This window comes from Brevibacillus sp. AG (assembly GCF_028369215.1).
GTDB classification, from domain to species: Bacteria; Bacillota; Bacilli; order Brevibacillales; family Brevibacillaceae; genus Brevibacillus; species Brevibacillus porteri.
Window position 1 is genome coordinate 1 of the sequence record NZ_JAQMYO010000005.1, and the last position, 26,747, is coordinate 26,747.

Consider the following 26,747-nt stretch of genomic DNA (forward strand, 5'->3'; position numbering starts at 1 on the left):
GCATTTTTTGTGTCATTCGCCCGAAGACGACTTTTCTATCTTATCATATCGCAACTGTTTTTGCAAGAGGTTTTTTAACCAATTCGCTTCGTTCAGCAGCGACAAGATCTAATATAACAAAATCACCAGGCATAAGTCAAGTGTTTCTCTCACTTTTTTATCAGTGATTTTTTATGTGTATTGATTGTTTCGAGCAGAATTTAAATATAAATGAAATGAATGGCGGAGTCAATAGGAAAAACGAATAGTGATTCTCTTTTTATTTCAAACTATAACCGCTGGGCGTTTAAGCTGCGTAACCGTGAAGTACCCAACAAATAAACGGCGGTGTTACTATGGATCCAAAACCAACCTATGAAGAATACGAAAACGACAATTACAGTGAATTATCTACTGTAGAGTCGCAGCGCAATGAAATCCTTCAGGAGGAATTCCCAGAGGGGCCATTTGGAGCTGCCACCAACGAAACTCGCTTAGGGAAAGCAACAGGCTGGGAGCCCGGACAGCATTCCACCACCACTCGGTTCACTTACGAAACACGGCAGATGCATCAAGACCTCCCGCGACAAGACCCATCTGCGCATCCCATTCATGATGATCCGAACAAAGAAGAATAAAATAAAAAAGCCAAGCCCCCACTTCACACAAGCAGGGGGCTTGGTCCATCTTATCAAAGAATGTATGACTACTCCTCGGCCACTACATGAGTCGTTAAGGTTCCGATCCCTTCAATGGTTACCGAAATCTCGTCACCTGGAACAAGCTCACCTACACCAGATGGAGTCCCGGTTAAAATAACATCGCCAGGACGAAGCGTCATGACCGCAGATACAGCCTCGATCAATTGTGGAATCGAAAAAATCAATTGGTCAGTGCAAGCATCCTGACGCACTTCCCCGTTTACTCGTGTCACGATACGCAAGTTATGATAATCCAGTTTAGCCGCAATAGCAGGTCCAAGCGGACAAAATGTATCAAAACCTTTTGCCCGTGTCCATTGCCCATCGCTCATCTGCAGATCGCGCGCGGTCACATCAATCGCACAAGTGAATCCCAAGATATAATCGTCTGCATCCGCAGCCTTGATCTTCTTGGCCTCTTTCTTAATCACCACGGCGAGTTCGCCTTCATAATGAAGGTTCTGCGTCAGCTTTGGATAGACGATGGGCTCACCAGGTCCAATGACAGTTGTTGACGGCTTCAAAAACATCAACGGTTCTTTTGGCAGGTCAATCCCCATCTCAGCCGCATGGTCCCGGTAATTCAATCCGATGCATACGACCTTGCTTGGATCACTTGGCGCCTTCAACGTGACCTCATCCAAAGACAGCTCAAGGCCCGTCATGATCGGTTTTGCCGTATGGATTTTGTAAATGTCCCCTTCAATCACGCGTACTTTGTGATCCTCTTCCACCATCCAGCCATGCTTCACCTTACCATTGCGCTCATAACGGATTATCATGGTTCCTTCTCCCCCGTGTCGCGATTTTCTCTATACTTGTATTTAGAACAGGTCGGTTGTCGTTTCTATTGGCTTCGTTGTAATCTCTTCTATTTCAGTTCTCGCTACAGCATCCTCCACTAGCGCTTCTACATCCAGTGCTTCCTCAAATTTTGCAGCGAGGCGAGGCTTCGGTCGCGTCACAGGATTTTTCGGTGTAAACACTGTGCAGCAGTCTTCATACGGCAAAATAGACAGCTCGTACGTATCGATTTGGCGAGAAAGGTCTACAATGTCTACTTTGTCCATGGCGACGAGCGGTCGCAGGATTGGAATCGAAATCACCTTGTTGATCGTGTCCATGCTTTCCAAGGTTTGCGATGCGACTTGACCGAGGCTTTCCCCTGTTGCGAGTGCCTTCGCATTGGTATTTTCCGCTACACGCTCCGAAATGAGCATCATAAAGCGACGCATGATGGTGATCAAATAGTCTTCTGGGCATTTTTCACGAATGGCAGTTTGAATCTCTGTAAACGGTACGACATGGAGGCGGACTGTTCCTCCCCATTTGGTCAGCTTATGTGCTAGATCCCGTACTTTTTGCAAAGCACGCTCGCTCGTAAATGGGTAGCTGTGGAAGTGAATCGCTTCAAGCGTCACACCACGCTTCAGCATCATCCAACCAGCTACAGGACTGTCGATACCCCCAGATAGAAGCAGCAGTACTTTTCCGCTCACCCCAACTGGCAAGCCACCTGGTCCCGGGATGGTTTCACAGCTAATGTAAGTACCCTCCGTGCGAATTTCTACATTAACAATCATATCAGGCTCATGCAAATCTACACTGATAGCTGGAAGTGCACGCAAGATGTGTGTTGCCACCATGCGGTTCACTTCCATCGATTGAATTGGATAGCGTTTATCTGCACGACGAGAAACCACACGGAAAGTGCGCGGCTGTGGGTCCATTTGACGAACCAAGTCCAGCGCTTTTTCCTTGATCGTTTCAATATCAGGATCTACCTGGATCGTCGGACTAAAGGAAGAAATACCAAATACACGTTTCAAACGCTCCATAACCGCATAAGCGTCCTCGCCATGCAGCTCCACATACATCCGACCGTAATTGCGTCGAACTTTTACTTTAAAAAACGAGCGCAGTACGTTTCTCACACTTTTTACAAGTGCCTCTTCGAATTGATCGCGGTTTTTTCCTTTAAGCGCCAACTCACCATAACGAATTAAAATAACATCGTAGTTCATATTTATCTCCTTTTAGTTGTCCACACTATTTTCTATGAGCGGGGGCAGGTTGTTGTTTTATATAAGAACGAAGCACACTGACGCATTCCTCTAACGCCTTCAAAAACTGCTGAATGTCCTCCGCTGTATTTTCCCGGCCCAAACTAACCCGCAAAGACGACAACGCGCAATCCCGCTCAATGCCAATCGCAGTCAGTACTCTGCTTGGCTCATTGACTTTGGATGAACATGCAGACTTGGTGGATATCAGAAAGCCTTTTTCCTCCAAAGCATGCAACAGGACTTCCGCTTTTACTCCTGGTACTGACAAGTTCATAATATGGGGAGCCGTATTCGCTTCTGGGGTATTCACTATGCAACCTTCAATCGTTGCAATCCCTTGACGAAGCTGTTGATTCAATTGTTGCAGCCTGATCATCTCCACGCTGCCTAGTTCTTCTAAAATCCGGATTGCTTTTGCCATACCGGCGATGGCTGGGAGGTTTTCCGTACCTGAGCGAACTCCGCCTTCTTGGCCGCCACCCATCATCAACGGGTGAATGATCAAGCCTTCCCGTTTATACAAAATGCCGACTCCCCTGGGTCCGTAAAACTTGTGAGCAGAGACGCTCAACAGATCAATCCCTGAATCCTTGATGCGCAAAGGAACTTTCCCAATTCCTTGGACAGCATCGACGTGAAACAAGACTTTCGGGAATTGCTTCAACCATTGTCCGATTTCCAAGATCGGTTGAATAGTTCCCAGCTCGTTGTTCACATGCATGACCGAAACGAGAATCGTATCCGGACGCATTGCTTTCTGAACAGCTTCTACCGATACGCGACCTTCATGATCTACCGGCAGAAACGTCACAGTAAACCCTAGGCCTTCCAACTGTTTGCAAACATCGTAAACAGCCGGATGCTCTACCTGCGTCGTAATAATATGTTTCCCTCTGTTTTGATATTGAAAGGCTATACCCTTGATCGCCGTATTGTTGCTCTCCGTACCACCTGAAGTAAAAATAACTTCACTTTCTTTACAGCCCAAATACTGAGCGGCAACCTTTCGCGCCTGCTTCAGTACATTTTCCGCCTCTACTCCTTTTTGATGCAAAGAAGACGGGTTTCCATAGTAGCTTTCCATCGCGCGTCTAACGGTTTCAATCACTTGAGGATGAGGCCGGGTAGTCGCACTGTTGTCCAAGTAAATCACCAGTACACACCTTCCTAAGGGCAAGATGCCCGAATACTACGCTTCATCATAACATGACTTTTCGTAAAGAACATATAAAGTATTACACTTCTCGACCTTATTTTTCCCCGAGTTCGTTGCTCTCAAAAGGCCAAATCAGACAATCTGAACAAGCGTTCACAGACTATTCACGAATAAAACGCTTACATCCAGATATAGGCTATTTACATTGTTTTAGCCTTTCGTTAGAATAGTCAATAAATTTAGATAAAAACGACAACAAGGAGAGAACCACCATGACAGCACAAGCCATGCAAGAAGAAATCAAGAAGATGGAAGCCGAATTGAAAAGACTGCAAGCGGAACTGGCGAAGATGAACAAAAATACTCCTCAGTACGATCGCACGGACGTCGCATACCTAAATGAGGTGTACAACGCGTGACACTTATTCGAATTCGATAGCGTGGTGACGGCATGAAGGATTCGCCGTGACCACGCTATTTTTTGTGAAAAAACCGCTCCTGTCGATTTCGACGGAACGGTTTTGGCTTGCTGTTATTTAAATGGGATATCCCCCAAATACTTACCAGAAAAAACTTCAGTAGCCGGACCCGTCATATAGACACGGTTATCCGCTTCCTTCCATTCAATAAAGAGATCGCCTCCTGCCAGATGAACAGTGACTTTTCTACCGGTCTTTCCACTCAAGTGGGCAGCTACTGCAGCAGCGCAAGCTCCTGTCCCACAGGCAAGCGTTACACCCGAACCCCTCTCCCATACACGGAAATGAATTTCCTCTTGATTCAATATTTGGATAAATTCGACATTGGTTCGCTCAGGGAACCATTCGTGATACTCGATCATTGGCCCGTAGTGACGAACATCTTCTTCCTTCACTTCATCCACGAAAAGGATGGCATGAGGATTGCCCATCGAAACAGCCGTCATCGTAAACGCAGTTCCACCGACTTCGATTACCTCTTCTCGCACTTGCTCTTCAGGAATGCCTGTCATCGGAATTGCTGCTCGCTCAAAATGAGGCTCTCCCATATCTATTGTTACTTGATCGACCTTACCGTCTGTTCCAAGCGATACAACAGGAGTAACGGTCCCTCCCAACGTCTCCACGGTAAACGTTGTTTGCTGAGTCAAAGCATGATCGTAAACGTACTTACTCACACAACGCAAGCCGTTTCCGCAATTTTTTGCTTCGCTGCCATCATTGTTAAATACCCGCATGCGAAAGTCTGCTCGCTCAGATGGCATAATGAGGATCAGTCCATCGCCACCAATGCCAAAATTCCGATCGCTCACCCTTCTTGCCAATTCGGGTAAATCTACACCCGACAAGTCTTCCTCAAAACAGTTGACGTAAACGTAATCATTACCCAAGCCATGCAGCTTTGTAAATTTCATCGTCCACTCCTCTTTCTCTTTCGTATGCTAGGTCTGACTTTTCTCTATGCATTATCTTATCACAACCTGGGGAATCGCGGTCGAATCAAAAGGTGGTATACTACCACTAGCATCGATGATGGAAAGAGGTGGAACAAGCCGTTGGATTATCATATTTTCCGCTATGCACTCGGAACGAAAAATGAAGCAAAACGTCTCGCTGTACAAAAAGCAACCGGAACGGAACCTTTCTGCTTATCTGTCCCCTCTGGCGTAGCGGCTCAGCCGATGAGTGAAGAAGAGACGATTACAGGAGCGATCAATCGAGCAAAAGCTGCACATAGTCAAACCCCAGAAGCAGAGATTGGGCTAGGTCTGGAAGGCGGACTTATGTACGATGAGCCGTTTACCAAACAGTGGTATTTGATTTCCATCTGCGCAGCCTGGAATGGAAATGAGCTCTTTATTGGAAAGGGATTGGCTTTTCCTATCCCGAATCAAGCCGTCCACCGAATCCAGCACGAGCAAATCGAGCTCAGTACCATCATAGATGAATGGGGGAAAACCGTCGGCAGTAATCACCGCGGCGGCGCCTATTCCCTTTTAACGGATAATCGCGTAAGTCGTTCTGATGTATTTTGTGACGCTGTTATCGCAGCGATTACACCTTTCGTCTCCTCCTTGTACAAATAGCAGTGGGGCAACACAAAAACCTCTCCGGCTGAATGAACCGGAGAGGTTTTGCGGTTTGATACTTTTAGCGAGCCGTATAGTACGGGTAGATGACTAATGCGCCCAAAATGGCAATAGCACCTACGATCATCGCCCAGGCTCCCAGCGTCTTCGAGTTGCGTCGATACGCCAGATAGCCAAGCACCATACCAATTGGAGCCACCAAGTACGGCATGAGAAACAGGGACAGGATCGATAAGCCCAAGCCAGTCATTCCAATACCGGTGGCCCCATTTTCCCGGCTGTCCTCGTCTGTGTCGATCTGACTGGCAGCACGACTGGTCGGAAACGGCTCGGCGATCTCCGCCGCTGCCTCGATGTCGTCATCTCTGACTTTGGCGACCGGTGAACGGTCCTCCTTTGTCAGGACAACGCCATCCAAACGCTCCGAAAAGTCGTTACGCTCCTCATCCAGCTCGCCTGTATAGCGCTCTGTAAAGGAGTGGGGGTCATAGTGAACCCTGCGCCTCGACCGCTCTTCCTCTTCGTCAAAGACGGCCTGTGTCCAAGTATTCGCTGCAAACTCCCTGTCGTGCTGATCAACCGTCTCGGAAAAACCGGTATCTTCCTTCCGCTTCGCATCATTACGTTCGTGTCGATCCAACATAGCATGCTCAGCCCCTTTTTTGGTAAAGGATTATTTAAGTGAAGGAAGTAGCCTTATTGTCTGCCTACGTTGTACAATTTAAACGGGAGGCGAGAGAATGAAACCAGACAAAATCCTAACGATTGGCATTGATATTGACGGCACAGTCACATCACCTAGCAGTATTGTTCCGTTGATGAATGAGAGCTTTGGAAGAGATTTACGATATGAAGACTGTGTGGAGTACAATTTAGCCAACGTGTATCAAATCACAGACGCAGAGTTTGAAATGTGGCTGGATCAAAACGGGGAACGCCTTTATGATGGTGCGCCTGTTCACGGAATTGCCGATCAGGTTTTGCGCGATTGGTTTACCTCCCACAAGCTGGTATATATAAGTGCTCGAGAGGATCGTCATCGCGATGTGACCTTACAATGGTTTGCTCGCTACAATATCCCTCACCATGAAGTGGATTTGATTGGGAGCCACGACAAGCTGTCAGCTGCCCGAAAATGGGGCGTGGACCTCTTTTTGGAGGATCGTCTGGAGAACGCTTTGCAATTGTCAGAAGCGCTGCAAATTCCCGTGTTCTTGTTTGACACTCCGTATAATCAAGCGTCCCTACCTCCACTCGTCCATCGAGTCACTTCTTGGGAAGAGGTTGCCCAAAAAGTCAACGAGCTTTTTCCAGCTAGGACAAGCGTATAGGTTGAATAGAAAAAAGACGTATCACCGTTTTGGGATACGTCCTTTTTGCGCCGAGACAGCGTTATTTCTTCGCTGATGTCTTCGGCTTGAACGTCAGACAACAGGTCTCAGACGATGTCTTTGCCTGATCCTGATGCTGCGTGTTTTGACCGTACTCGCCCGCGAATTCTTCTTTCACGTTTACGGTGGCGTGTGCGTCAATCTCTACCATGATTTCTTCGGCGCTGCAAAGATTGCCCTGCGCCCAGTACTCACAGTTTGCTACAGAACATTTTACTGCTGGCATGTGCATTCACCCCCTAGAGGCTAGCCTTCACAACAACTAGGGGGCTTATACTTTGCCATTCACAGTGGAAATCAAAACTCTACACAAGAAAGAAGTGGATGACATGTCGACTCCCCGTATTGTCGTCATCACCGGTGCTTCTGGTGGCCTTGGTCTAGCTTTGACTCGACTTCATTTAGAAAAAGGGGATTGTGTCATTGCCACGAGTCGCAGAGCTATCAACGCGGAACTCGTTTTGTTACAAAACGCTTATCCGAATCATCTCCATCATTACCCGTTAGACGTCAGCAGCAACGAAGACATTCGGCAGTTCGCTGCATGGGTGAACATCCGTTTCGAGCGTTGCGATTTTCTTTACAACAATGCCGGGATGGCTGTCTTTGAACCGCTGATCGACATGCGCGTAGAAGAGCTGGAAGAAACATTGCGGACGAATATTTCCGGTGTTCTCTACACAACCCGCGCCTTTTTGCCGATGATGCTTCAACAAAAGCAAGGTCATATTATCACAGTTGCCTCACTTGCCGGACAGGTCGCAACTGCCAAAGCTGCGGTGTATGCAGCCAGCAAAGCAGCTGTTATTCGCTTTAGTGAAGGATTGCGCCACGAACTGCAAGGCACTGGAATTGCTGTGACGTGTGCGATGCCAGGACCGATCGACACGCCCTTTTTGGATAAAGCTGACAAAACGGGTAGCTATCGCAGCAAAGTGAGTCGGTATTTATTGACACCGGAACAAACGGCAAGGGCCATTTATCGAGCAGCGGAAGCAAAGCGTCCGGAGGTTGCCATGCCATTTCGTCTGCATGCGCTCTCCCGCATCTACTTCCTATTGCCTCAGTGGCTAAAACATCTCGTCTCACCTCTCCTCAATCGGAAGTGAGGAGGAATCCTCCAAGTTTTTCAATGCCCCGAATGCAAGGAGACCGAAAATGATACATACGGCTGCTCCGGCTCCAATGATCCCTTGAACGCCCAAAAAGGGTATGAGGAAGCCAGAGACAGCCGCTCCTGCTGGCATTCCTGTCCCCGTAATCGTACGAACACTGGTCAATACCCGCCCCAAGAGAGCATCAGGCACCTGTTTTTGCAGATAGCTTCTGTACATGATGTTATAAGGAGCAAAGCAAAAGCCCGCCACAACCATCGAAGCCATCGCGATCTCCAACCTCGAGAATAATGCGATCGGCAATGTGGTCAATCCCCACGCTACGATAATCCCTGCTAGTGTCGAACCCAACGGAAGTTTCCACGTAATCGTTGAGAAAAAGAGAGAGCCTAGTAATGCCCCGACTGCCAAAGAAGACCACAGCATCCCTAATGCAACAGCTCCTCCTGCCAAATCCTGATTCGCATACAGAGGTAGTGCAATTTCAATGGGACCATACGACATGTTAAATAAAAATGTAAAAAAGATAAGAATAATCAATTGCTTGCGTCCCAATATGTAGTGATACCCTGTCCGCATGTCACTCAAGAGAGAACGAAAGAATACTCCCATTTGACCTTTTACCATCGCAGTAGGATTTGCACTTTTCGTAAGCTCACGCGGCAACCGGGAGAAGCAGAAGGCACATACAAAAAAGCTGGCCGCATCGATCAACAGAACATAAGCTTCACCAATCAACCCGATTAAAACACCCGCGAGTGCCGGTCCAAACATATAAACAATTTGCCATTGTGTTTCCATCACGCCATTTGCTTTGACCAATTGATTTTTGTCCGAAACGATTCTCGGCAACAAAGTCTGCGCCCCAGCTGTGCTCAGCGGAGAAAGGATTCCTGCAATCACAATCAGTACGTATATCACAAAAAGCGGAACTTGATCGATCTGCAATAATGCGACCAATGCTATAAAAATGAGTCCTCGTGCCACATTGTCCATCATGATGAGCTTGCGTCGATCAAACCGATCCAGCAAAACTCCTGCCACTAAACCAGCAAAAACAGCAGGGAGCATATACGCAAGAACAACTCCACCCATCGCAGCAGGTGAGCCTGTTTTATTCATGACAAACCACGTCAAGCCCATCCAGCCAAACTGATCCCCCAGACCAGATAAAAACATCCCCAGCCAGTACCAGCGAAATGAACGCTGCCGCCATAATTCCTTCATTCTGCATCTTCCTTTTTCTCTTTTTTCCATTCATTGTATAATTGGATTCATACTTTTTCAATAATTATATTTATTAAATCTAAAAGTTTCGTTTTGTATAAAAAAAGAGCCTCTGCTCCAAATAAGCAGAGGAATCTATCCTAAGTCTAACTGTACGTCTGAGATCTTTTGCAACTTACGACGGCTCCAAAGCCACAGAAGTCCTGCTGCAACCCCAAAGAAACCAAGCCACACGGAGACAGCGGCACTCCCGACCTGCTCCGCACTGAATCCGAGAATCAAGCAGCTCGCAGAAAAGCTTCCCATGGTCCCCATTTCCCGAATGGAAAATACGCGAGCCAAATAAGCAGGATCAGACAGTCGCTGAAGCTTCGTTACAGACAATATCGACGAGCCAAACTGAGCCGTTGATGCAAAGAGGATGGCAATGGCCAGCCCAAGTAGTGGTTTCGTATGAAACACAGCGATAATCGAGCAGCCCATCGCAACGAGTGCCCAGCCTTGGACACGCCACGTTCCCTTTTCACTCAGGCTGTCAGACAGCTTGTTCACGGCAATCCCAGCGATCACACCCCCGAGGCCCAGCGGAATATCCAAGAGTCCGAATACATACAAGCCCTCTCCCCGCTCCGTAAGAACATAGTACATCAGCATAATGTAATAGGCGCCACATACTCGTTCCGCCATCTGATAGCCGATCACACTGCCAATTTCCCGATGTTTGCCGATATAACGGAAGCCCTCTTTTAGCCTTTCCATAAAAGGTACAGCGGCTTTCGATACAACATGGTTAGCGATATGCGGGAGCGGAAGCAAAATAAACAGCGACAACAAATAACAGGCGGCATCGAGCAAAAAGTTGTAACGGTAGGAGAACAAGTAAACCAGAACTGCTGCCACACCCTGACAAACAATAATGAGAAACGAAGTCGTCCCCTGCAAAAGGGAATTCCCAGCCAGCCTATCCTTTTCCTCCACGGATTGTACGATCGCTACTTGCATGGCTGGTTGAAAAAAAGCACTACAAATATTGACCAGAATCAATAACAAAAAAGCCACCCATAAGTAGGCCGCGGATGTGATGAAGAAAAACAAACTGACGAGAATGCCGCGAAGCAAATTGACGACAATCATGACCCTCCGTTTATCCCAATTCTCTACAAGCGTCCCTGCGAAAAAGCTGGCAAACACATAAGGGATCATGCGAAACACCGTACCTGCCGCAAAAGAAAGACCCGATCCACTTAAATCATGTAAAAGTCCAACGACCGCAATAAATGTAAATTCATTTCCGATGATGTGTACAATGTGGGCCGTATACAAACGACGAAAGACGGGATGTTGCAAGATCGCCACAGGAATGCACCCTCTCACCGTTTTCAATATTGTAGCACTTGTCAAAAAATAAGCGCAAATTGATCTTGCGAAACAGATCGTTTTGTTGTTACAATACGTTCAAATAAATCTGAACGTTTAAAAATAAAAAAACATTTACGTTCAGCGAAACGAGGTTGATCGACTTGAAACGTTACGTAGTTGTGGAAACTTTGGATCAATTAAAAGCTGTCAGCGATTCCTTGCGCCTACAGATCATCACGATGCTGGTCAAGGAGGAATACACCGGCAAGCAGCTCGCGACCCTTCTCTCCCTTTCTCCCTCTAAAGTGCATTATCACCTGAAGGAATTGGAAAGCCACGGCTTCGTTGAGGTCGTGCGTACGGAAGAAAAGAATGGGATCGTACAAAAGTTTTATCGGGCTGTTGCTTACGACTTCAAGGTTAGTGATGATTTGCTGCCCTCCCTGCGCGAAGACAGTATCCTGTTGCAGGAAACGATGATAAATCACCTGCGCTCCGGTATTAATCGCCTGTATAACGCACCAGACGAGTCATTCATGCTCTTTTCGGATCAAGAGGATCGTCCTCCTGCCATTGCAGCTAGCTCCGAAGTGAGAGCACCTCGAAAAGAAATATTTGCTTGGCTCAAAAAATATCAGGCTTTACTTGAGGAGCTATCCGAAATGGAAGATCGCTACTTAGAGAGGATTGCTACTGGAGAAGCGGAGGATACGGTTGAAAACTTTTACATGGTCACGGTCGGATTCATGACAAATGAACGTTACTACGTCGCAGAAGACGAATCCTTGCCAGATAACTATGAGCACCAACAGTCTGAATTCAAGCATTACACCAGCAAGATTGTGGTGAAGAAAAAGAAGGAGGAAAATGGAGATGAGCACTCTGGCGACAAATAATTCCCTGTGGAAAAATGGATCGTTTGTCCGGTTATGGTGCGGCACTTTATTTTCGGCAATGGCTGACGGGGCTTTCTTCATCCTGCTCAACTGGTATATCGTGAATACCATGGGCTCAGGAGCAATCCTCGGCACGACTTTGATTTGTCTGTCCATCCCCCGTCTCCTCTTTATGCTGGCGGGCGGGGTGGCTGCTGATCGTTTGAATCGAAAATGGATTATGTTTTCCTCCCTTCTGGTTAGGGGCATTATTTTAGCCTGCTTCAGTTTGCTTATGCTTCAAGGAAATGGCGCCTGGTTCCCAGTAAGCCTGTACGTCATGGCAGCTTTATTCGGAACAGTCGATGCATTTTTTTGGCCAGCACGCAGCTCGATTCTGCCCTCTCTTGTCTCTCGAGAACAACTTGCGCCAGCTAACAGCTTAATGGAACTATGCCATCAGATTAGCTTGGTTGCCGGACCGGTAGTTACTGCCTTATTAATTGGAACTGTTAGTTATCCGATCATGTTTATGATCTTGGCATGCACCTTCTTCGTAGGAACACTCTTTGTACTCTCTCTCCATTCACACTCATACACCAAAGACACGACTTCAGAGTCTTCAACAGAATCAAGGGCAAGCTCATATTTCAAAGATATCGTGGGGGGAATTCGTTTTACGTATTCAATCCCGATCCTTGCTCTTATTTTAACGACATCACTGTTCACCAACATGATGTTCTCTGGCCCAGTTAACATGATCATTCCCATTCATGTAAATGACCTCGGATGGGACGGGAGTGCTTTTAGCTCACTCAGTACCTCACTTGGAGTGGGCATGATTGTCGGCGGTATTTTGACTGGATTGTTTAAAGGATTCCGTGGAAAATTTATGTTACTCCCTGTCATTCTCGGATGTATGGGAGTTGGAATCAGCTCGTATTATTTCATTGAGGAGCTTTCCTTTGGACTTGTCTCTCATTTTCTCATCGGAATGGCACTCAGTATGACGAATATTCCGTTTATCACCTACATTCAAAGTATCGTCCCTGCCAACATGCTCGGTCGTGTCATGTCATTGCTTTCCTTGATGTCCGTCGGCTTTGGGCCAGTCAGCTATGCACTGTGCTCCTTTCTTCTCGCCAAAAACATCGCAACACCGAGGCTTCTATTATTCTTTGGCGGTATCATATTTGCAAGTATCAGCCTTAGCCTGTTCTTTTTCCGCTCGTTCTGGCAAATGGAGCAGCATCCGAACTGGAAACGACCTATGGTAGAGGAGCAGCAGCTTCCTGCCACCCTTTCTTCGTAACGCCTCTATTATAAATAGAAAGAACGCGCACCTCGCAAGCATGAGCTCTTGCAGGTACGCGTTTTGCTATTTAAACAGTTTGTTCTTTTTCAGCAAAGACCTTTACCAGCTGACGACCACCAAAGCCCATCCGTGTGACTACTCCGGCCTCATCTCGTACAAAGCGGATAAACATGTCGGTTTCTCCACGTTTCATGACGAAGCTGTCTTCTCCCACTGATCGTAGCGGAATGTTCGTTCCGTTACTTTTTGCTACCAGCTCATTTTCTTCGATTTCAACTGATACGATCGCCCCTTCGGAAGAACGATACTCGCCTGTAAATGCAGGGAGTGCTTCGACAGCCAGCTCATAATCCGGATATGGGAACGGTACCGTATCCGTAGAACGTCCGTTGGTCGCATTCAAAATACCGTGCATCAAATCTGCCATTGGCCCGCCATCTGTGTTCATCAATATGGCTCCTGTCAGGCCCCGCTCCGGCAATACAAAAATTTGTGCCGCAACTCCCTTGATCGCTCCACCGTGCTCAATGAGTGTTCCATCATGACAATTGGCTACAAACAATCCATAGCCATATGCTTGAAACGGAGAAATCGGGAAATGAGGCGCTATCATGGCCTGCACACTCTCCGGTGAGAGCAAGCGATTCTCTCCTACCAATCCACCCGTTCTGAATATTTCGGTATAGCGCAATAGATCGTGAATCGTCGATTTCAGAAAACCAGCGGAGCGCATCGATGGTGAATCCCACCACGAGGGGGAACGGTATACCTCACCGCCATCCTTTGGGCTTTTTCGGGTAAACAAGGTAGCTACCTCTGCTCCCTCTGGCAAATCTTCGACGAGAAAGGCACTGTTCTTCATCCCGGCTGGCACCAAAATATGGTCATGCACAAACTGCTCGTAAGAAATCCCGCTCACTCGTTCAATAATCAGACCGAGCATGGCATAACTGTCGTTGGAGTAGCTAAACTCCGTTCCAGGCGCACCTAAAAACTCGTAATCCAGCTTGCCGATGTAGGCCATGAATTCTTCTTTTGTATTGATCTCTTCCACTTTATCGAGATCAAACTCAAGACCGGAGCTAGAGGACTTAACGTCCCCACCCTTCAGAATACTTCTTTTCATCGCACCAGCTAATGTATCCAAAGGAGGGAATCCAGCCGTATGTGTCATCAGATGATGGATGGTCATCTCGCGAGTATAAGCTTCATTAGGTGTGCGTAGCTCTGGGAGATACTTAATGACCGGATCATGAACGGATAGCTTTCCTGCGTCCTGAAGCTGCATAATGGCCACACATGTAAAGGACTTGGTAGCAGAACCAATGCCAAACACTGTATCAGGCGTTAATGCTTTTGCATCCTCTGTGTTGTCTGCCAAACCGAAGCCATGGAAATACCTCCGCTCTCCTTGCTCTGCCAATCCGACCGCTGTTCCTGTTACTTTTGCCTCTGCAAGTAGCTTTTGCGCGTATTCCTCAAACGACTGTACCCAATCCGCCATGTTCCTTCTCCCCTTTTCACTTTAGCTTTTGGTTTAAGGCCGGAAGTTTGCCGTACGAATCACATAGTTACCGATCGCCTTTTGGTTCAGGACGTAACCGATGCCCGGGCTATCTGGAACAGCCAATTGACCGGGAGCCATCAGCTCTACTCCATTCTCCACGATGTCTTCCTCCCAGTAACGGCTGGAGGCGGCTGTATCACCAGGGATCGTGAAATTCGGCAAAGAGGTAATCGCAATATTGTGCGCGCGGCCGACACCCGACTCAATCATGCCTCCGCACCAAACCGGAATGTCGTGTGCCTGACATAAGTCGTGAATGCGTTTGGACTCTGTTAATCCACCGACCCTCCCCACCTTGATATTAATAATGCCGCAGCTGCCTAGCTCTATCGCTTTTCTGGCATCATCCACATTATGAATACTTTCATCGAGACAAATTGGAGTGGACAGCTCCCTTTGCAGCTTGGCATGATCAATAATGTCATCATGGGCGAGTGGCTGTTCGATCATCATCAGCCCATATTGATCCAGCTCCTTCATCACATTCAAATGCTCCATCGTGTATGCGGAGTTCGCATCCGCCATCAGCGGGACACCCTCTCCAAAGCGTTCGCGGATTGCTCGAATCACCTCTACGTCAAAGCCCGGCTTGATCTTTACTTTGATCTTCTTATAGCCCTCACCGAGATGGCGCTCTACTTTTGCCAAAACTTGATCGACAGTCGGTTCAATACCGATGCTGATCCCTACATCGATAACAGATTTCTCGCCTCCTAATGCTTTGGCGAGAGAGATTCCTTTCTGCTTGCTGTAGAGATCCCAGATCGCGCCTTCTAAAGCCGCCTTCGCCATGTTATTACGGCGAATGGGGGCAAACAGCCGATCCACATCTTCCGGGGTCTCGATTTCACTCGTGAACAGCTTCGGAATCATAAACTTCTCCATCATGTGCCATGCTGTCTCTGTCGTTTCTTCACTATAATAAGGGGCCGACATCGCCACACTTTCCGCGTGCCCTACCTCTCCCTCTCCATACACACTGACCAGAATGAGCTCCTTGATGGTCGTATATCCAAAGCTCGTTTCAAAACGGAAACGAAGTGGCATGTGCAGTTGCTGCAATTCAATTCGTTCGATTTTCAATGTACTTCATCCCTTCTGTTCCATATAAATGACAAGCAACATAATGTTGTGGCGAAGCAAGTGTAGCGACAGGACGCACTGTGCGGCAAACATCCGTAGCATAGGAGCACCTGGTATGAAACGCACAACCAACTGGAACATTCGCTGGAGAGGGAACATCCCCGGAAAGAACGATTCTCTCCTTCTTCCGAAACGGGTTGGCCTTGGGAACCGCTGACATGAGCGCTACCGTGTACGGATGCAACGGTCGCGCAAACAAATCCTTTTTGCTGGCGATTTCGACGATTCTTCCAAGATACATGACCGCAATTCGGTCGCTGATGTGGCGAACGACACCTAGATCGTGTGAAATAAACAGATAGCTCAAGCCTAGACGTTGCTGCAAATCCTGCAACAGATTCACGATCTGCGCCTGAATGGAGACGTCAAGTGCTGAAACCGGCTCATCTGCTACGATCAATGAAGGTTCTACCGCCAATGCTCGAGCGATCCCGATTCGCTGCCGCTGCCCACCGCTGAACTCATGGGGGAAGCGAGTAGCGTATTGAGCATTCAGTCCGACCATCTGAAGCAGTTCTTTTACTTGATCGCGCCTTTCTTTCGCACACATTTGCGGATCTTTGACGCCTAACGCTTCCTCCAAAGCCCCTTGCACGGTCATCCGTGGATTTAACGACGCATACGGGTCCTGAAACACGATTTGCATTCGTTTGCGGAGTGGACGAAATCGTGCAGCCGACATATCCAAAATGTTTTGCCTCTCAAATTCAATCGTTCCACCTGTCGGCTCAATGAGTCGCATGATGCTACGACCAGTCGTTGACTTGCCACAACCGCTTTCTCCTACCAATCCAAGCGTTTCGCCTTTTCGCAACTGGAAAGAAACCCCATCGACTGCCTTGATCACTTCGTCGCTATTGCGAAACATTCCTTTGCTAATGGGAAAATACGTCTTTAAATCGTTTACCGATAACAAGATATCACTCATACCGCCATCTCCTTGTTCTCGTACAGCCAGCATCGAACGGCCTGTGTGCCTGTGCCCGTTGCCTTAAGCGGCGGTTTTTCTTGGTAACATCGCTCTTCGGCCTGCGAGCAGCGGAAGCGGAATGCACACCCTTGTGTCACTTCACCCAGTAGCGGGACACTGCCTTCAATCGGATCGAGGCGTAGCTTCTCCTCCTCATCCAGATCGGGGATGCAGCGTAAAAGTCCAATCGTATAGGGATGCTTCGGATTCGAAAACAGACTGGCAACGTCAGCTTCTTCTACGATCTCCCCGTAGTACATGACAAGTACACGATCAGCCATTTCAGCCACCACTCCCAAGTCATGCGTAATGAGCAGCAGGGAGGTATGATCGTTCTCCTTCAGATCGTTCATCAATTCCAAAATTTGCGCTTGAATGGTCACATCCAGTGCAGTCGTCGGCTCGTCCGCGATCAATAAATCCGGGTTACAAGCCATCGCCATCGCAATCATGACACGCTGCTTCATCCCACCTGATAGCTGATGGGGATATTCCCGCATGATGTCTTCTGCCCGCGGCACGCCCACTTTTTTGAGCATCTCAACCGCTTTTGCTTGGCGTTCTTTTTTCGATAAATCGGTATGCAGCTGATACACTTCCTCCAGCTGTCGTCCGATCGTATGGACCGGATTGAGTGACGTCATCGGTTCCTGAAAAATCATCGCGATATCTTTTCCGCGAATGTTGCGAAGTTCACTGGCACTCAACTGGTTCAATAAGGTATCACGAAACCGAATGCTTCCCTCCATCTGCGCATTCGCCCGTGACAAGAGCCCCATGATCGCCAAGGACGTCACACTTTTTCCACAGCCAGACTCGCCTACCAGCGCGACCGTCTCACCTTTTTTCAGTTGAAAAGAAATGCCTTGCAGCGCTGGTAGCTCGCCCTTATCCGTCTTAAACTGCAAGCGTAAATCAATTACTTCCAAGAGTACCTCTTTCATCAGCTTGTGCCCCCTTCATCCATTACCTCGTTTTCGGGTCGAATGCATCCCGTAATCCGTCACCTAACAGATTGAAGCCAAGGACAACCAGCATAATGGCCAATCCAGGAAAAATGGACATCCACCAGGCCTGACTCAAGAATGCCTTGCCGACAAAAACCATGGCTCCCCACTCTGGCATCGGCGGTTGCGCACCCAGTCCGAGGAAGCTCAAGGCAGCTGCCGCCAAAATACTCACGCCGAATTGAATGGTGGAAAGCACGATGATCGGGGAGAGAATATTGGGTAAAATATGCTTCAGTAAAATCTGCCAGTCTCTGATCCCCAGAGCACGAACAGCCTCAACGTACTCTTTTTCCCTTATGGATAAGACTGCAGAGCGAACGACCCGCACATAAGACGGAATAACGGCAATCACTACCGCAATCATGGCATTCGTTAAACCGGGACCCAAGACCGCAATGACAGCGATCGCCAGAAGCAGAGCAGGAAGTGACATGAGAATATCCATGCCCTGCATGATAAACAGATCCACGCGACGATAATAGCCAGCGATAATACCAAGCGTTACACCTATCAAGGTAGAAAGCACAACCGTTATCAAACCCATCAGCAAGGAAATCCGTCCCCCGTGCAATAAACGGGAAAAAATATCTCTGCCAAAATCATCTGTTCCGAGAAAATGAGTCGTACTCGGAGCGCTTAATCGACTGTTAAAGTTCATTTGTTCGACAGGATGAGGGGCAATGACTGGAGCAAGAAGCGAACCCAGTGTGAAGACGATTAGGATAACCACACCCGCCATTGCTGTCTTATTGCGTCTCAGCCGTTTGCCCATCCCTCCCCAATACGACTCCGGACGATTACTGTTCACCATCCATCTGCTCCTTCCTTAGTCGAAATGGATTCGCGGATCAATCCGGCTGTAAATGAGATCCACGATCAAATTGGTTAAGGCAAAAATCAACGCCATGAAAAACACCATGCCCTGTATGGTCGGCATATCCCGTTTACTGATCGCCTCAATCGCCAGGCTGCCGATCCCTTGCAGAGAAAACACGGTTTCCACCACCACAGCTCCAGCCATGAGCGAACCGAACTGCAAGCCTAACATCGTGACAACAGGAATAATGGCGTTCGGCAGACCGTGGCTCACTATGATTCGGAAAAGTGCTGCCCCCTTGGCCTCAGCTGTCCGCATGTAATCCTGCTTGATGACTTCCAGCATGCTGGATCGGGTCATACGGGCGATCATCCCCGCTTCCGCCATACCCAACGTAATCGCTGGCAGCAGCAAGGAGTGAATCCCCTCATAGCCGGAAATCGGAAACAAGGCAAGTTTGTAAGCAAAAATCCAGATGAGAAACAAGGCAATCCAGAAGCCAGGTGCCGAAATACCGAGTAACGAGGTAAGCACGACAAGCCGATCGATGATGGTGTTTTGTTTGACGGCAGCAATCGTGCCCAACAAGATACCGAATATTGCGGCAATGATTACACTAAGGATGGCAAGCTGCATGGTGATCGGGAAACGGTTCATAATCTGATCCCATACCTTTTCGCCAGTGAATAACGATGTTCCCAAATCGCCAGCGAACAGGTTTCCAGCAAATCGCATGTATTGCTGCCACAGTGGTTGATCCAGACCTAGCGACGCTCTCATTTGACTGATGGCCTCTGGTGTTGCAAACTGTCCGAGGATTTGTGTTGCGGGATCGCCCGGTATAAGGTGCACCATCAAGAAGATCAGGACGGAAACGCCAAACAGTGTACCTACCAGGGAAAGTAATCTTTTTACTACATATCGGCGCATGCCCTCACCCCAGTTGTCTATTTTTCGAGCATGACATCATGCAACGTAATACCTTGCGTGTACGGATTGACCGTGAAGCCTTTAACGCCGCGAGTTGCTATCACCGTCTCACTAACCCATAAAGGGACCCACGGCAAATCATTTAGCAAAATCTCCTGTGCATCTTCGTAAATCTTGAGACGCGCCTGCTCATTCATTTCCAAACGTCCTTTGTTCAGTAACACATCCAACTCAGGGTTGTTGTAATGAGTACGGCTTGTTGAATTGCTCTTTTCAAAGATGAGGTACAAGATATCAGCATCAAACCAGCCGTAGTACATCAAAGCCATGTCATACGACTTTTTCGAAATGCGCTCTTTGATGGTTGTCATTTCTTGCACGCTGATTTTCATATCAATACCTGCTTCTTTCAGCTGGCTCTGCAAAATCTGCACTGCTCGTTGAAATGCTGGCTCTTGAGAGACGAGCATTTCTACAGACAACGGTTTTCCGTCCTTATCTACGATGCCATCCCCATTACTATCCGTCCAGCCTGCTTCCGCTAGCAACTGCTTGGCTTTGCCTAAATCTCTCGTATACAACTGCTTCGCCTTACTTTCAATCGCTTCACTGTAGCCATAAATCGTGGGTGCCAATGGACCATAGACTGGCTTGCCGAATCCGTTCAATGCTACCTGAACAAGTGGATCACGATCTACGGAGAGTGCTACTGCTTTGCGCAGACGAACGTCTGAAAACAGCGGGTGCTTATTGTTAAAAGCAATGTATTTGTTTCCAACGTCCATCGCTTTCTCAATCTTGACTCCGGGCAGTGCCTCAAGCTCCGCAACCGAGTTCGGCGGCGCATCATACAACACATGGACCGTACCCTTTTTGAATTCCATCAGGCGTGTATCGTCGTCTTTCATAAACCGGAACATCATGCTGTCGAATTGCAGAGGACCTTTGTTGGTAGCGTACTCCGGTCCCCAGTTATAATCAGGATTTTTCTTGTAGGTGAGCGAAGCCCCCCGCTCGCGTTTGTCAAAGATAATCGGCCCCGTTGCAGATGGGTTATCTGAGAAGCCATCCCCTAATTCTTTTGCCTTTTTGGCGTCAAGAGGTGAGACTAATCCACCGACAATGACGTTAACAAAAGGAGCAAATGGTTGGCTAAAATGCACCTTGAGCGTATGCTCGTCTGTTGCTTCCACTTTTTCAATCGGACCTGCAAGCCCCTTCACAGGAGAAATGGCAAGCAAACGGTCAAACGAATCTTTTACGGATGCTGCCGTCATTGGATCGCCGGAGTGATAGCGGACATCTTTTCGGAGGGTAAATGTCCAAACCTTGCCGTCCTGCGAGATCTCGTACTTCTCTGCCAAACCCGGATGGAGTTTGCCTGTTGCATCGCGGGTCAATAGAGGCTCGTATATTAAACTGTTTTCCATACTGAGCCAGCTCGTTTTGTGCATATCAAGCGAGTCTGGGTCCGTCAAGGAAGCGATGACTAATGTGTTCCCTTTGGCCGACGTGTCATTCCCCGTTTGATTGGTCGGCTGTGAGGAGCAGCCTGCAATCAACGCCGTTGCCACAAATACACTCAAGGCCCCTTGCTTCCACTTGTGAATCTTCATGTCCCATCCCCCTTATCAATGGCCGTTACACTTCTGTCCCTTCCACAAACGGGTATATTTGTCGACTTGTCTCTTCGTATTCTTTCAGTCTTTGTTGTACCTGTTCACCATCAGCCTGAACCACACCACTGATCAAAATATTCAGCATGGAAAAGATCGCCGTCATTCCTTTTAAGGCAGTAGGAGCAGGTGCGCTGACTTTCAAAATCTGGTCGGCTACCGGTCCAATCGGAGATAGCTCATCGTCTGTAATCCCGATGATTTTGGCACCTCTCTCTTTGGCTGCTTTTGCAAACAGGATGGTTTCACTCGTATAGCGGGGAAAGGAGAGTGCGATCACGAGCCACTCCTGATTGATCTGGGTCAACAGATAGTTGACGTCATCAACTGGCCCATTGTACAGATGCGCGTTTCCTCGGACGACATTCAGTGTAAAGGCGAGCCAATGGGCCGGAGCAAAGGAGCTGCGAAACCCTACGACAAGAATGTGTTTGGCTGCCATAATACTTGAAACCGCTTGCAAAAGTTGGTCCTTTTGTAGCTCCCCTAACGTTTGCCGAATATACGCAACATCCTGCTCCATGTTATAAGAAATCAGGTCTTGTTTCCCCTTCATCTCCACAGCCGCTGTACGAAAACTGTGGATGGCATCAGCTTTTGGGACTTTTTCCAATAAGGAGCTGCGGATCTCGTTTTGCAATTCGCTGTACCCGGAGTAGGCGAGAGCGTATGATAATCGGATGATTGTGGTTTCGCTTGTGCCGCTCAATGCCCCGACAACTTTGGCTGGTTGCAGTGCAACGCTCTTCGGCTCGGCGAGAATGTATTTGGCTGCGAGTTTTTGTTGGTTGGTCAATTCCGGATAATGCTTGCGGATGCGCTCCTGTACGGATTCCATGATCATCTACTTCCTTGTCAATTGATGTAGGTTCCACTCTGTGGCTGGGTCTAACGGATAAATCGGACGAATGGCGCGCTCGTATTTGAAAAAGCGGAAGTTTAGTGTCGTCAATCCCGGCGAATCAACGGTAATGACGCGTGCGCTGATCGGTTCGAATGATGCCCGGAAATGTGTGCTTGATTTCAAGGCCACGATCTTGTATTTGGTCACGTCAATTCCGTGCAACAGAAAAATTTGCTCATCCAGCACTTGCGATTTCACGGAGCAAACCAGTACATCAACCCCGTCAATTTGCAAGCGAACGGACTTGCCAAAATTCTCATGACCGCCTTGCCCCATCGGCGTCGTCGCAATGAATTTTCCATCTGTCAAAGCTTTAACGTAGGCTGTTACTTCAAGTGGCTCTCCATGCAAGTAGTCTGTCTTTCCACCAAGGGATAGCTGTATGGTAGCGCCTACTCCAGCTTGATGGGCAATCTGTACCACTTCGGGATCGTAAATAAAACCAAAGCATGCATTTGTCAGCTGGGCTTCCAGCATGGCCCGCAGTAAATGCGTACCGTCTCCGGGTGTGCCTCCGCCTGGATTATCTGAGGTCTCATTGATTACAATGGGCATCCCTTCCGTTTCCAGTGCCATCGCAATTCCTTCGGCAGGCGCGGGCATGTTCAGCTCGAACTCATCCCGCTTTTCCCAAATCAGACTGGCGACATCCTCGCTCACTTTTTTGGCGAGCTCCTGATCGTTATTGGTGACGCTCAAAACAGAAACGCCCAGCTCAGGAATGTCCGTATACGGAAATCCGTGGAAGAATGCACAGTCGATGACGCCTTCTTCCTTTTCCCACGCCCAGCAGGCTTCGTTTATTTCGCGTGCCGGGGAATGATGAGTAGCTGATGTCGGAATCAATAATGGCAGTCTGGTCAAATGCATGGTCGGCTTTATACCTTCCGTAACCATCTTGTGTGCCAGATCGATCGCTTCGATTCCACGTTCATAGCAATCCACGTGTGGGTAGAGATGGACACCCAGGAGCGCATCGGCTTCATCCACCATTTTTTGTGTCATGTTTGCGTGGAGGTCGAGCGTAACAATTAAGGGAATGTCATAACCGACCAACTGACGCACGGACGCCAGAATGTCGCCTTCCAGGTCATCCATTCCTTCAACGACCCCCGCTCCGTGAAGCCCTAGACAAATGGCATCTGCACCTTCTGTCGCGGCAATGGTGTCAAGAAGCTCCTTTTTAATCCGGTCGTACGCTTCTCGCAAAATCGTCCCCGCTGGATACGTAAAGGTGAGAAAGGTCGGTAGTAGCTCGATGCCCAGCTCTTCGGCGCGATCCACCATCCCTCCTGGAAAGTTGCGAACGCCCCGATTGCGATTTACAATCGTTTCATGATAATCCCACTCATAGCTTTGAAACATCTCAAGCGTCGTGGGCACATTGGAAAACGTGTTTGTTTCATGCGCAATCCCACCAATAATCACCTTCATTCTTAGAACCTCCATTCATTTTTGAAGTATGAACTTTAAATTTTTGATTTTTTTGAAGTTTCAACCTTTGTGGACATTATAAAGGGAAGAAAATCATTTATTCAATCGCTAAATCATGAACGTTTTATCTATTCTGCTATACTCGTTGATTCATAAACAAAAGCTCTCCCTAGTACAGGGAGAGCTTCTTTCGTAGCTTATGCCATTTATGAGGTTTTCCATTTTGCCAATTCAGATGGGAACTTGTCATTCAGCACTTTGATATATGTACCCTTCATCCCTAACGAACGGGATTCCAGCACACCGGCACTTGCCAGCTTGCGAAGAGCGTTCACGATGACAGAACGTGTCAGACCTGCTTGATCTGCCAGCTGACTAGCTACCAGCAGACCTTCGCGTGCATCCAATTGCTCCATAATTTTTTCAATCGCGATCTGTTCACTGTAGGACAATGAAGAGAGTGCGATTTTGGCAAATGTTTTGTCGCGCACTTCATTTTCAATCTGTTCTGTGCGCTGACGAACGATTTTCATACCGATCACGGTAGCACCGATCTCGCCCAAAATCAGATCCTCTGTTTCGAACTGACCGTAAGCACGCAGCAGGACGAGTGTGCCAAGACGGCTTCCCCCTGCATTGATAGGAACAATCGTCGTCATCATTTGCGGGAAGATCGAATTCAACTCTTTTGGAACCAGGCTGTACGGACTAGTAACCGGCTCGTTCGCCAAGGTTTGTGTAACTTCCAGCAGCTTTTGATGTACACCTTCCTGCAGCTGCGTGGAAGAACGACCGTCTTCTTGCAGGGAAATTTCCTGATTCATTCCACTTCCCAGGATCGAGCCATCTGCGGTAATGATGTAAACATTTGCAGAAATCACTTCAGATAAAAGCCTTGCGAGATCCTGGAAGCCTACTCCGCTGCCACCCATTGTTTTTTGAAGCATCACATTAATTTTTCTCGTTTTTTCTAACAAATTCATAATAATATCCTCCTCTGGATTCTTCATGCTCACAGTATTGTCAGAAAAATCCAGCCCTATACATGCAAATCGAAAAATTAAAAAGAAAGTTGTGTACAGGAATTAGGTAGAAGCCTCGACACCGATTCATAGATCAATGACTATCCTATAGGGAATTGACTACGCCTTACATGTGGGAGGAAAATCGATGAGCTTGTTTAACGGCGGCTTTAATGGGATTGCGCTAATTCTCGTCTTGTTCGTTCTGTTGACTATCGTAGGCGTTGGCGATGATTAAGACCTCCATAAAGAAAAAAGGCTGACAGAGTGGTTTTCACTCCGTCAGGCCTTTTTTGTATATTCTCTATCGAAGCTGCTGCTTAATGAGTGCTTCAATCGCTTCTGCAATGACATGCGTATGCTTGTTCACATCCGCATTCGTTAAACGGAAACGAATATAGCGTTCATCGAGATTAAACGCTTCTTCAAAAGATCCCATAAAGCCTCGCGCACGTTTATCCAGTTCCAATAAAACTTCCAGTTCGCCATCGCGAAGATAGAAGACTACTTCGAGTTCCTCCAATTGGCTGCGGTAAGGCCCTGTCGGACGGAATTCAAATTCCTGTACAAACGGATGTTTGCGACCTAGGTGGCGATTGTATTCACAGTCTACCTTATACAGCTGGAATCCGATCTGTTGAACCGCATCCAACACTTTAGACATTAACGGATGTGGGCGAACCTCGATGAAATCGGAATCCCCTGGGTCAATCGCATTTTTAATATCGAGACCTGTCCGCAAGTAAACCGGTTGGCGCCCCATCGTCAATGGCGTTTCATAAGGTAATTGAAAAGCGAATGGCAGAACGGCTTCTTCTTTCGGTTTCAATTGTACCCGCTCAGACAGACGATATTTTACAAGTGTGCATTCTTCCTTCGTCTTGGTGTCGTTGACTTCTCTTTCATAGTGTGTGACGACATACATGTAAATCTCGTCGATTTCTTGGGCCACATCTCCTCCCTTGATATGGACCTCACCTCTGACCATATCTCCGGGAATGAGTGAATCCTGCTCAAGACGTGCATCTACTTGCGCAGAGCCAATACCTACACTAGCCAACAATTTTTTGAACATAGACATGTGTTCGCCTCTCCTTTATACCGACCCAGACCTACATAATCTGGCTATCAGATATTCTATATTGAAATATACGGCGGAAGAAATAGAAAGTTTCGCGCAATCTTTTGCCAAACATCATCAGGTATAACGTCCGCTGTCACGAACACATGCAGCGTTCTACTGATTACCACCGTTTTGATTCGTACCTCCACTGTCGTTCGATCAGACAAAATGTATTCGCGGCGTCGCAGCATTTCATGCAAGACCTGATGGACCTCCGCAACCTGCTCAACCTTCTTCCCTTTTAACGAAGCGAGATCCTTTTCCACGCGATCGACTACTTGTACCACAATGGTGGCATGGAGTGGCTGCTTCTGATCCGCAGTGAGTACAGAAGCGCGTACGTCTTCGATGACGGTCTCTTGCTTTTTCCGATAGACCCGCTGATTTTGCTTCAGCTCCAGATTTTCCTCGTACAGTTTTTTATTTTGTAGCTCCAAGCTTTTTTTGATCAGCATCATCTGTTCCATTTCGCGTCCGTATGTAAATAAAATCACGCTTCCGCCCAAGACGCACCCCATGAGCAAAAGAGCGAGGTAACGTTTCCAAAGAGTCACCTTCATGAGCGCACCTGTACCAGCCAATGCACACAAATCGTTCCGATATGGGCACCCAAAAATGCGACGACGATCATCAAAAGCTGCTTAAAGACAGGTGTCAAATTTCCCATCAATATTTTTTCGATCTGCAAAAACGAATCAAAGGTTCCACCCAATGCCCCAACTAATCCCCATATTTTGAGCTGGTCAGCCAATTGGGCCATGGATAACAGCGGGGGCTTTTCTGTGAGAAATGCGCCCACCCCACCTGAAAGAGCGCCGCCGACCACAATGCCATAAGCCACGAAAAACGTCAAAATGACTTGTGCCATGTTGTGCTTCATCCTTTCTTCGAACAAGCTG

General features: G+C 47.8%; 29 protein-coding genes. 8 read left to right on the forward strand and 21 right to left on the reverse strand.

The features are described from left to right. Window positions 1-335 precede the first annotated feature (335 nt). Window positions 336-617, forward strand: coding sequence for a hypothetical protein (locus tag POF51_RS13910; RefSeq protein WP_007720859.1), 282 nt, complete (start codon window positions 336-338; stop codon window positions 615-617). A gap of 68 nt (window positions 618-685) precedes the next feature. Here the strand turns inward: POF51_RS13910 and POF51_RS13915 are convergent, their stop codons facing one another. Genes POF51_RS13915 through POF51_RS13925 form a run of 3 tightly spaced genes read right to left on the reverse strand, consistent with a single transcriptional unit; the run spans window position 686 to window position 3,899 of the window. After that, window positions 686-1,462, reverse strand: a complete 777-nt coding sequence (locus tag POF51_RS13915; protein WP_069847536.1) for a fumarylacetoacetate hydrolase family protein — start codon at window positions 1,460-1,462, stop codon at window positions 686-688. A gap of 42 nt (window positions 1,463-1,504) precedes the next feature. After that, complete coding sequence (gene thiI / locus POF51_RS13920; protein WP_271755622.1) at window positions 1,505-2,704, reverse strand: tRNA uracil 4-sulfurtransferase ThiI; 1,200 nt, start codon at window positions 2,702-2,704, stop codon at window positions 1,505-1,507. Between the two features lie 25 nt (window positions 2,705-2,729). After that, entirely contained in the window at window positions 2,730-3,899 is a 1,170-nt protein-coding gene (locus POF51_RS13925) for a cysteine desulfurase family protein (RefSeq protein WP_083261631.1), read from the reverse strand. A 275-nt stretch (window positions 3,900-4,174) separates the two neighbouring features. Between POF51_RS13925 and POF51_RS13930 the strand changes: the two genes are divergently transcribed. Then, the gene (locus POF51_RS13930; RefSeq protein ID WP_017250402.1) at window positions 4,175-4,321 is read left to right on the forward strand and encodes a hypothetical protein; all 147 of its coding nucleotides are present in this window, start codon (window positions 4,175-4,177) and stop codon (window positions 4,319-4,321) included. A 113-nt stretch (window positions 4,322-4,434) separates the two neighbouring features. Here the strand turns inward: POF51_RS13930 and dapF are convergent, their stop codons facing one another. Beyond that, window positions 4,435-5,295, reverse strand: coding sequence for a diaminopimelate epimerase (gene dapF / locus POF51_RS13935; RefSeq protein ID WP_069847538.1), 861 nt, complete (start codon window positions 5,293-5,295; stop codon window positions 4,435-4,437). Between the two features lie 141 nt (window positions 5,296-5,436). Here dapF and POF51_RS13940 point away from each other — a divergent pair, with 141 nt between their 5' ends. Next, complete coding sequence (locus POF51_RS13940; protein ID WP_083261632.1) at window positions 5,437-5,967, forward strand: DUF84 family protein; 531 nt, start codon at window positions 5,437-5,439, stop codon at window positions 5,965-5,967. Between the two features lie 64 nt (window positions 5,968-6,031). Here POF51_RS13940 and POF51_RS13945 read toward each other — a convergent pair whose 3' ends face one another. Beyond that, window positions 6,032-6,613, reverse strand: coding sequence for a DUF456 domain-containing protein (locus tag POF51_RS13945; RefSeq protein ID WP_271755623.1), 582 nt, complete (start codon window positions 6,611-6,613; stop codon window positions 6,032-6,034). A 97-nt stretch (window positions 6,614-6,710) separates the two neighbouring features. Between POF51_RS13945 and POF51_RS13950 the strand changes: the two genes are divergently transcribed. Beyond that, a complete protein-coding gene (locus POF51_RS13950) occupies window positions 6,711-7,301 on the forward strand; it encodes a 5' nucleotidase, NT5C type (protein ID WP_069847542.1) in 591 nt (196 codons plus the stop codon). A 61-nt stretch (window positions 7,302-7,362) separates the two neighbouring features. On the opposite strand, the gene POF51_RS13955 is transcribed toward POF51_RS13950, so the two are convergent. Further along, a complete protein-coding gene (locus POF51_RS13955; RefSeq protein ID WP_069847544.1) occupies window positions 7,363-7,587 on the reverse strand; it encodes a DUF1540 domain-containing protein in 225 nt (74 codons plus the stop codon). Between the two features lie 52 nt (window positions 7,588-7,639). On the opposite strand from POF51_RS13955, the gene POF51_RS13960 reads away from it, so the two are divergent. Then, window positions 7,640-8,470: an SDR family NAD(P)-dependent oxidoreductase gene (locus POF51_RS13960; protein WP_083261633.1), complete on the forward strand. Its 831-nt coding sequence runs from the start codon at window positions 7,640-7,642 to the stop codon at window positions 8,468-8,470. Here the strand turns inward: POF51_RS13960 and POF51_RS13965 are convergent. Beyond that, the gene (locus POF51_RS13965) at window positions 8,447-9,703 is read right to left on the reverse strand and encodes an MFS transporter (protein WP_069847546.1); all 1,257 of its coding nucleotides are present in this window, start codon (window positions 9,701-9,703) and stop codon (window positions 8,447-8,449) included. The genes POF51_RS13960 and POF51_RS13965 overlap by 24 nt on opposite strands. A gap of 135 nt (window positions 9,704-9,838) precedes the next feature. Then, window positions 9,839-11,059, reverse strand: coding sequence for an MFS transporter (locus POF51_RS13970; RefSeq protein WP_083261634.1), 1,221 nt, complete (start codon window positions 11,057-11,059; stop codon window positions 9,839-9,841). A 164-nt stretch (window positions 11,060-11,223) separates the two neighbouring features. Here POF51_RS13970 and POF51_RS13975 point away from each other — a divergent pair, with 164 nt between their 5' ends. Together POF51_RS13975 and POF51_RS13980 are read left to right on the forward strand one after the other, a co-directional pair. After that, window positions 11,224-11,958: a transcriptional regulator gene (locus POF51_RS13975; RefSeq protein WP_069847548.1), complete on the forward strand. Its 735-nt coding sequence runs from the start codon at window positions 11,224-11,226 to the stop codon at window positions 11,956-11,958. Beyond that, on the forward strand, window positions 11,930-13,249 hold the full coding sequence (locus POF51_RS13980) for an MFS transporter (RefSeq protein WP_271755624.1): 1,320 nt from the start codon (window positions 11,930-11,932) through the stop codon (window positions 13,247-13,249). Before POF51_RS13975 ends, POF51_RS13980 begins: the two co-directional genes overlap by 29 nt. A 70-nt stretch (window positions 13,250-13,319) precedes the next feature. Here the strand turns inward: POF51_RS13980 and POF51_RS13985 are convergent, their stop codons facing one another. The 10 genes from POF51_RS13985 to codY all read right to left on the reverse strand — a co-directional run bounded on the left by POF51_RS13985 (window position 13,320) and on the right by codY (window position 24,686). After that, the gene (locus POF51_RS13985; protein WP_069847552.1) at window positions 13,320-14,756 is read right to left on the reverse strand and encodes a serine hydrolase domain-containing protein; all 1,437 of its coding nucleotides are present in this window, start codon (window positions 14,754-14,756) and stop codon (window positions 13,320-13,322) included. Between the two features lie 33 nt (window positions 14,757-14,789). Beyond that, the gene (gene menC, locus POF51_RS13990) at window positions 14,790-15,902 is read right to left on the reverse strand and encodes an o-succinylbenzoate synthase (protein WP_069847554.1); all 1,113 of its coding nucleotides are present in this window, start codon (window positions 15,900-15,902) and stop codon (window positions 14,790-14,792) included. Beyond that, window positions 15,883-16,890 carry an ABC transporter ATP-binding protein gene (locus POF51_RS13995; RefSeq protein ID WP_069847556.1) on the reverse strand — a complete coding sequence of 336 codons (1,008 nt, stop codon included), beginning with the start codon at window positions 16,888-16,890 and terminating at the stop codon, window positions 15,883-15,885. The genes menC and POF51_RS13995 overlap by 20 nt, the downstream gene beginning before the upstream one ends. Beyond that, window positions 16,887-17,876, reverse strand: coding sequence for an ABC transporter ATP-binding protein (locus POF51_RS14000; protein WP_017250416.1), 990 nt, complete (start codon window positions 17,874-17,876; stop codon window positions 16,887-16,889). The genes POF51_RS13995 and POF51_RS14000 overlap by 4 nt, the downstream gene beginning before the upstream one ends. A 22-nt stretch (window positions 17,877-17,898) precedes the next feature. Continuing rightward, window positions 17,899-18,753, reverse strand: a complete 855-nt coding sequence (locus POF51_RS14005) for an ABC transporter permease (protein ID WP_069847558.1) — start codon at window positions 18,751-18,753, stop codon at window positions 17,899-17,901. A gap of 15 nt (window positions 18,754-18,768) precedes the next feature. After that, window positions 18,769-19,689 carry an ABC transporter permease gene (locus tag POF51_RS14010; RefSeq protein ID WP_017250418.1) on the reverse strand — a complete coding sequence of 307 codons (921 nt, stop codon included), beginning with the start codon at window positions 19,687-19,689 and terminating at the stop codon, window positions 18,769-18,771. Window positions 19,690-19,706: 17 nt separating this feature from the next. After that, the gene (locus POF51_RS14015; protein WP_069847560.1) at window positions 19,707-21,305 is read right to left on the reverse strand and encodes an ABC transporter substrate-binding protein; all 1,599 of its coding nucleotides are present in this window, start codon (window positions 21,303-21,305) and stop codon (window positions 19,707-19,709) included. Window positions 21,306-21,330: 25 nt separating this feature from the next. Then, on the reverse strand, window positions 21,331-22,209 hold the full coding sequence (locus POF51_RS14020) for a MurR/RpiR family transcriptional regulator (protein WP_017250420.1): 879 nt from the start codon (window positions 22,207-22,209) through the stop codon (window positions 21,331-21,333). Continuing rightward, a complete protein-coding gene (locus POF51_RS14025; protein WP_007720885.1) occupies window positions 22,210-23,703 on the reverse strand; it encodes a M81 family metallopeptidase in 1,494 nt (497 codons plus the stop codon). It abuts the gene before it with no gap. Between the two features lie 206 nt (window positions 23,704-23,909). Next, window positions 23,910-24,686, reverse strand: a complete 777-nt coding sequence (codY, locus tag POF51_RS14030) for a GTP-sensing pleiotropic transcriptional regulator CodY (protein ID WP_017250422.1) — start codon at window positions 24,684-24,686, stop codon at window positions 23,910-23,912. 187 nt (window positions 24,687-24,873) lie between these two features. On the opposite strand from codY, the gene yjcZ reads away from it, so the two are divergent. Then, entirely contained in the window at window positions 24,874-24,963 is a 90-nt protein-coding gene (yjcZ, locus tag POF51_RS14035) for a sporulation protein YjcZ (RefSeq protein WP_007720887.1), read from the forward strand. 66 nt (window positions 24,964-25,029) lie between these two features. On the opposite strand, the gene POF51_RS14040 is transcribed toward yjcZ, so the two are convergent. Genes POF51_RS14040 through POF51_RS14050 form a run of 3 tightly spaced genes read right to left on the reverse strand, consistent with a single transcriptional unit; the run spans window position 25,030 to window position 26,716 of the window. Continuing rightward, window positions 25,030-25,806 (reverse strand): sporulation protein, encoded by a 777-nt coding sequence (locus tag POF51_RS14040; RefSeq protein ID WP_069847563.1) that lies wholly within the window; start codon window positions 25,804-25,806, stop codon window positions 25,030-25,032. A 56-nt stretch (window positions 25,807-25,862) separates the two neighbouring features. Further along, complete coding sequence (locus tag POF51_RS14045; protein ID WP_017250425.1) at window positions 25,863-26,408, reverse strand: hypothetical protein; 546 nt, start codon at window positions 26,406-26,408, stop codon at window positions 25,863-25,865. Next, a complete protein-coding gene (locus POF51_RS14050; RefSeq protein WP_069847565.1) occupies window positions 26,405-26,716 on the reverse strand; it encodes a YtrH family sporulation protein in 312 nt (103 codons plus the stop codon). The genes POF51_RS14045 and POF51_RS14050 overlap by 4 nt, the downstream gene beginning before the upstream one ends. Between the last annotated feature and the right edge of the window lie 31 nt (window positions 26,717-26,747).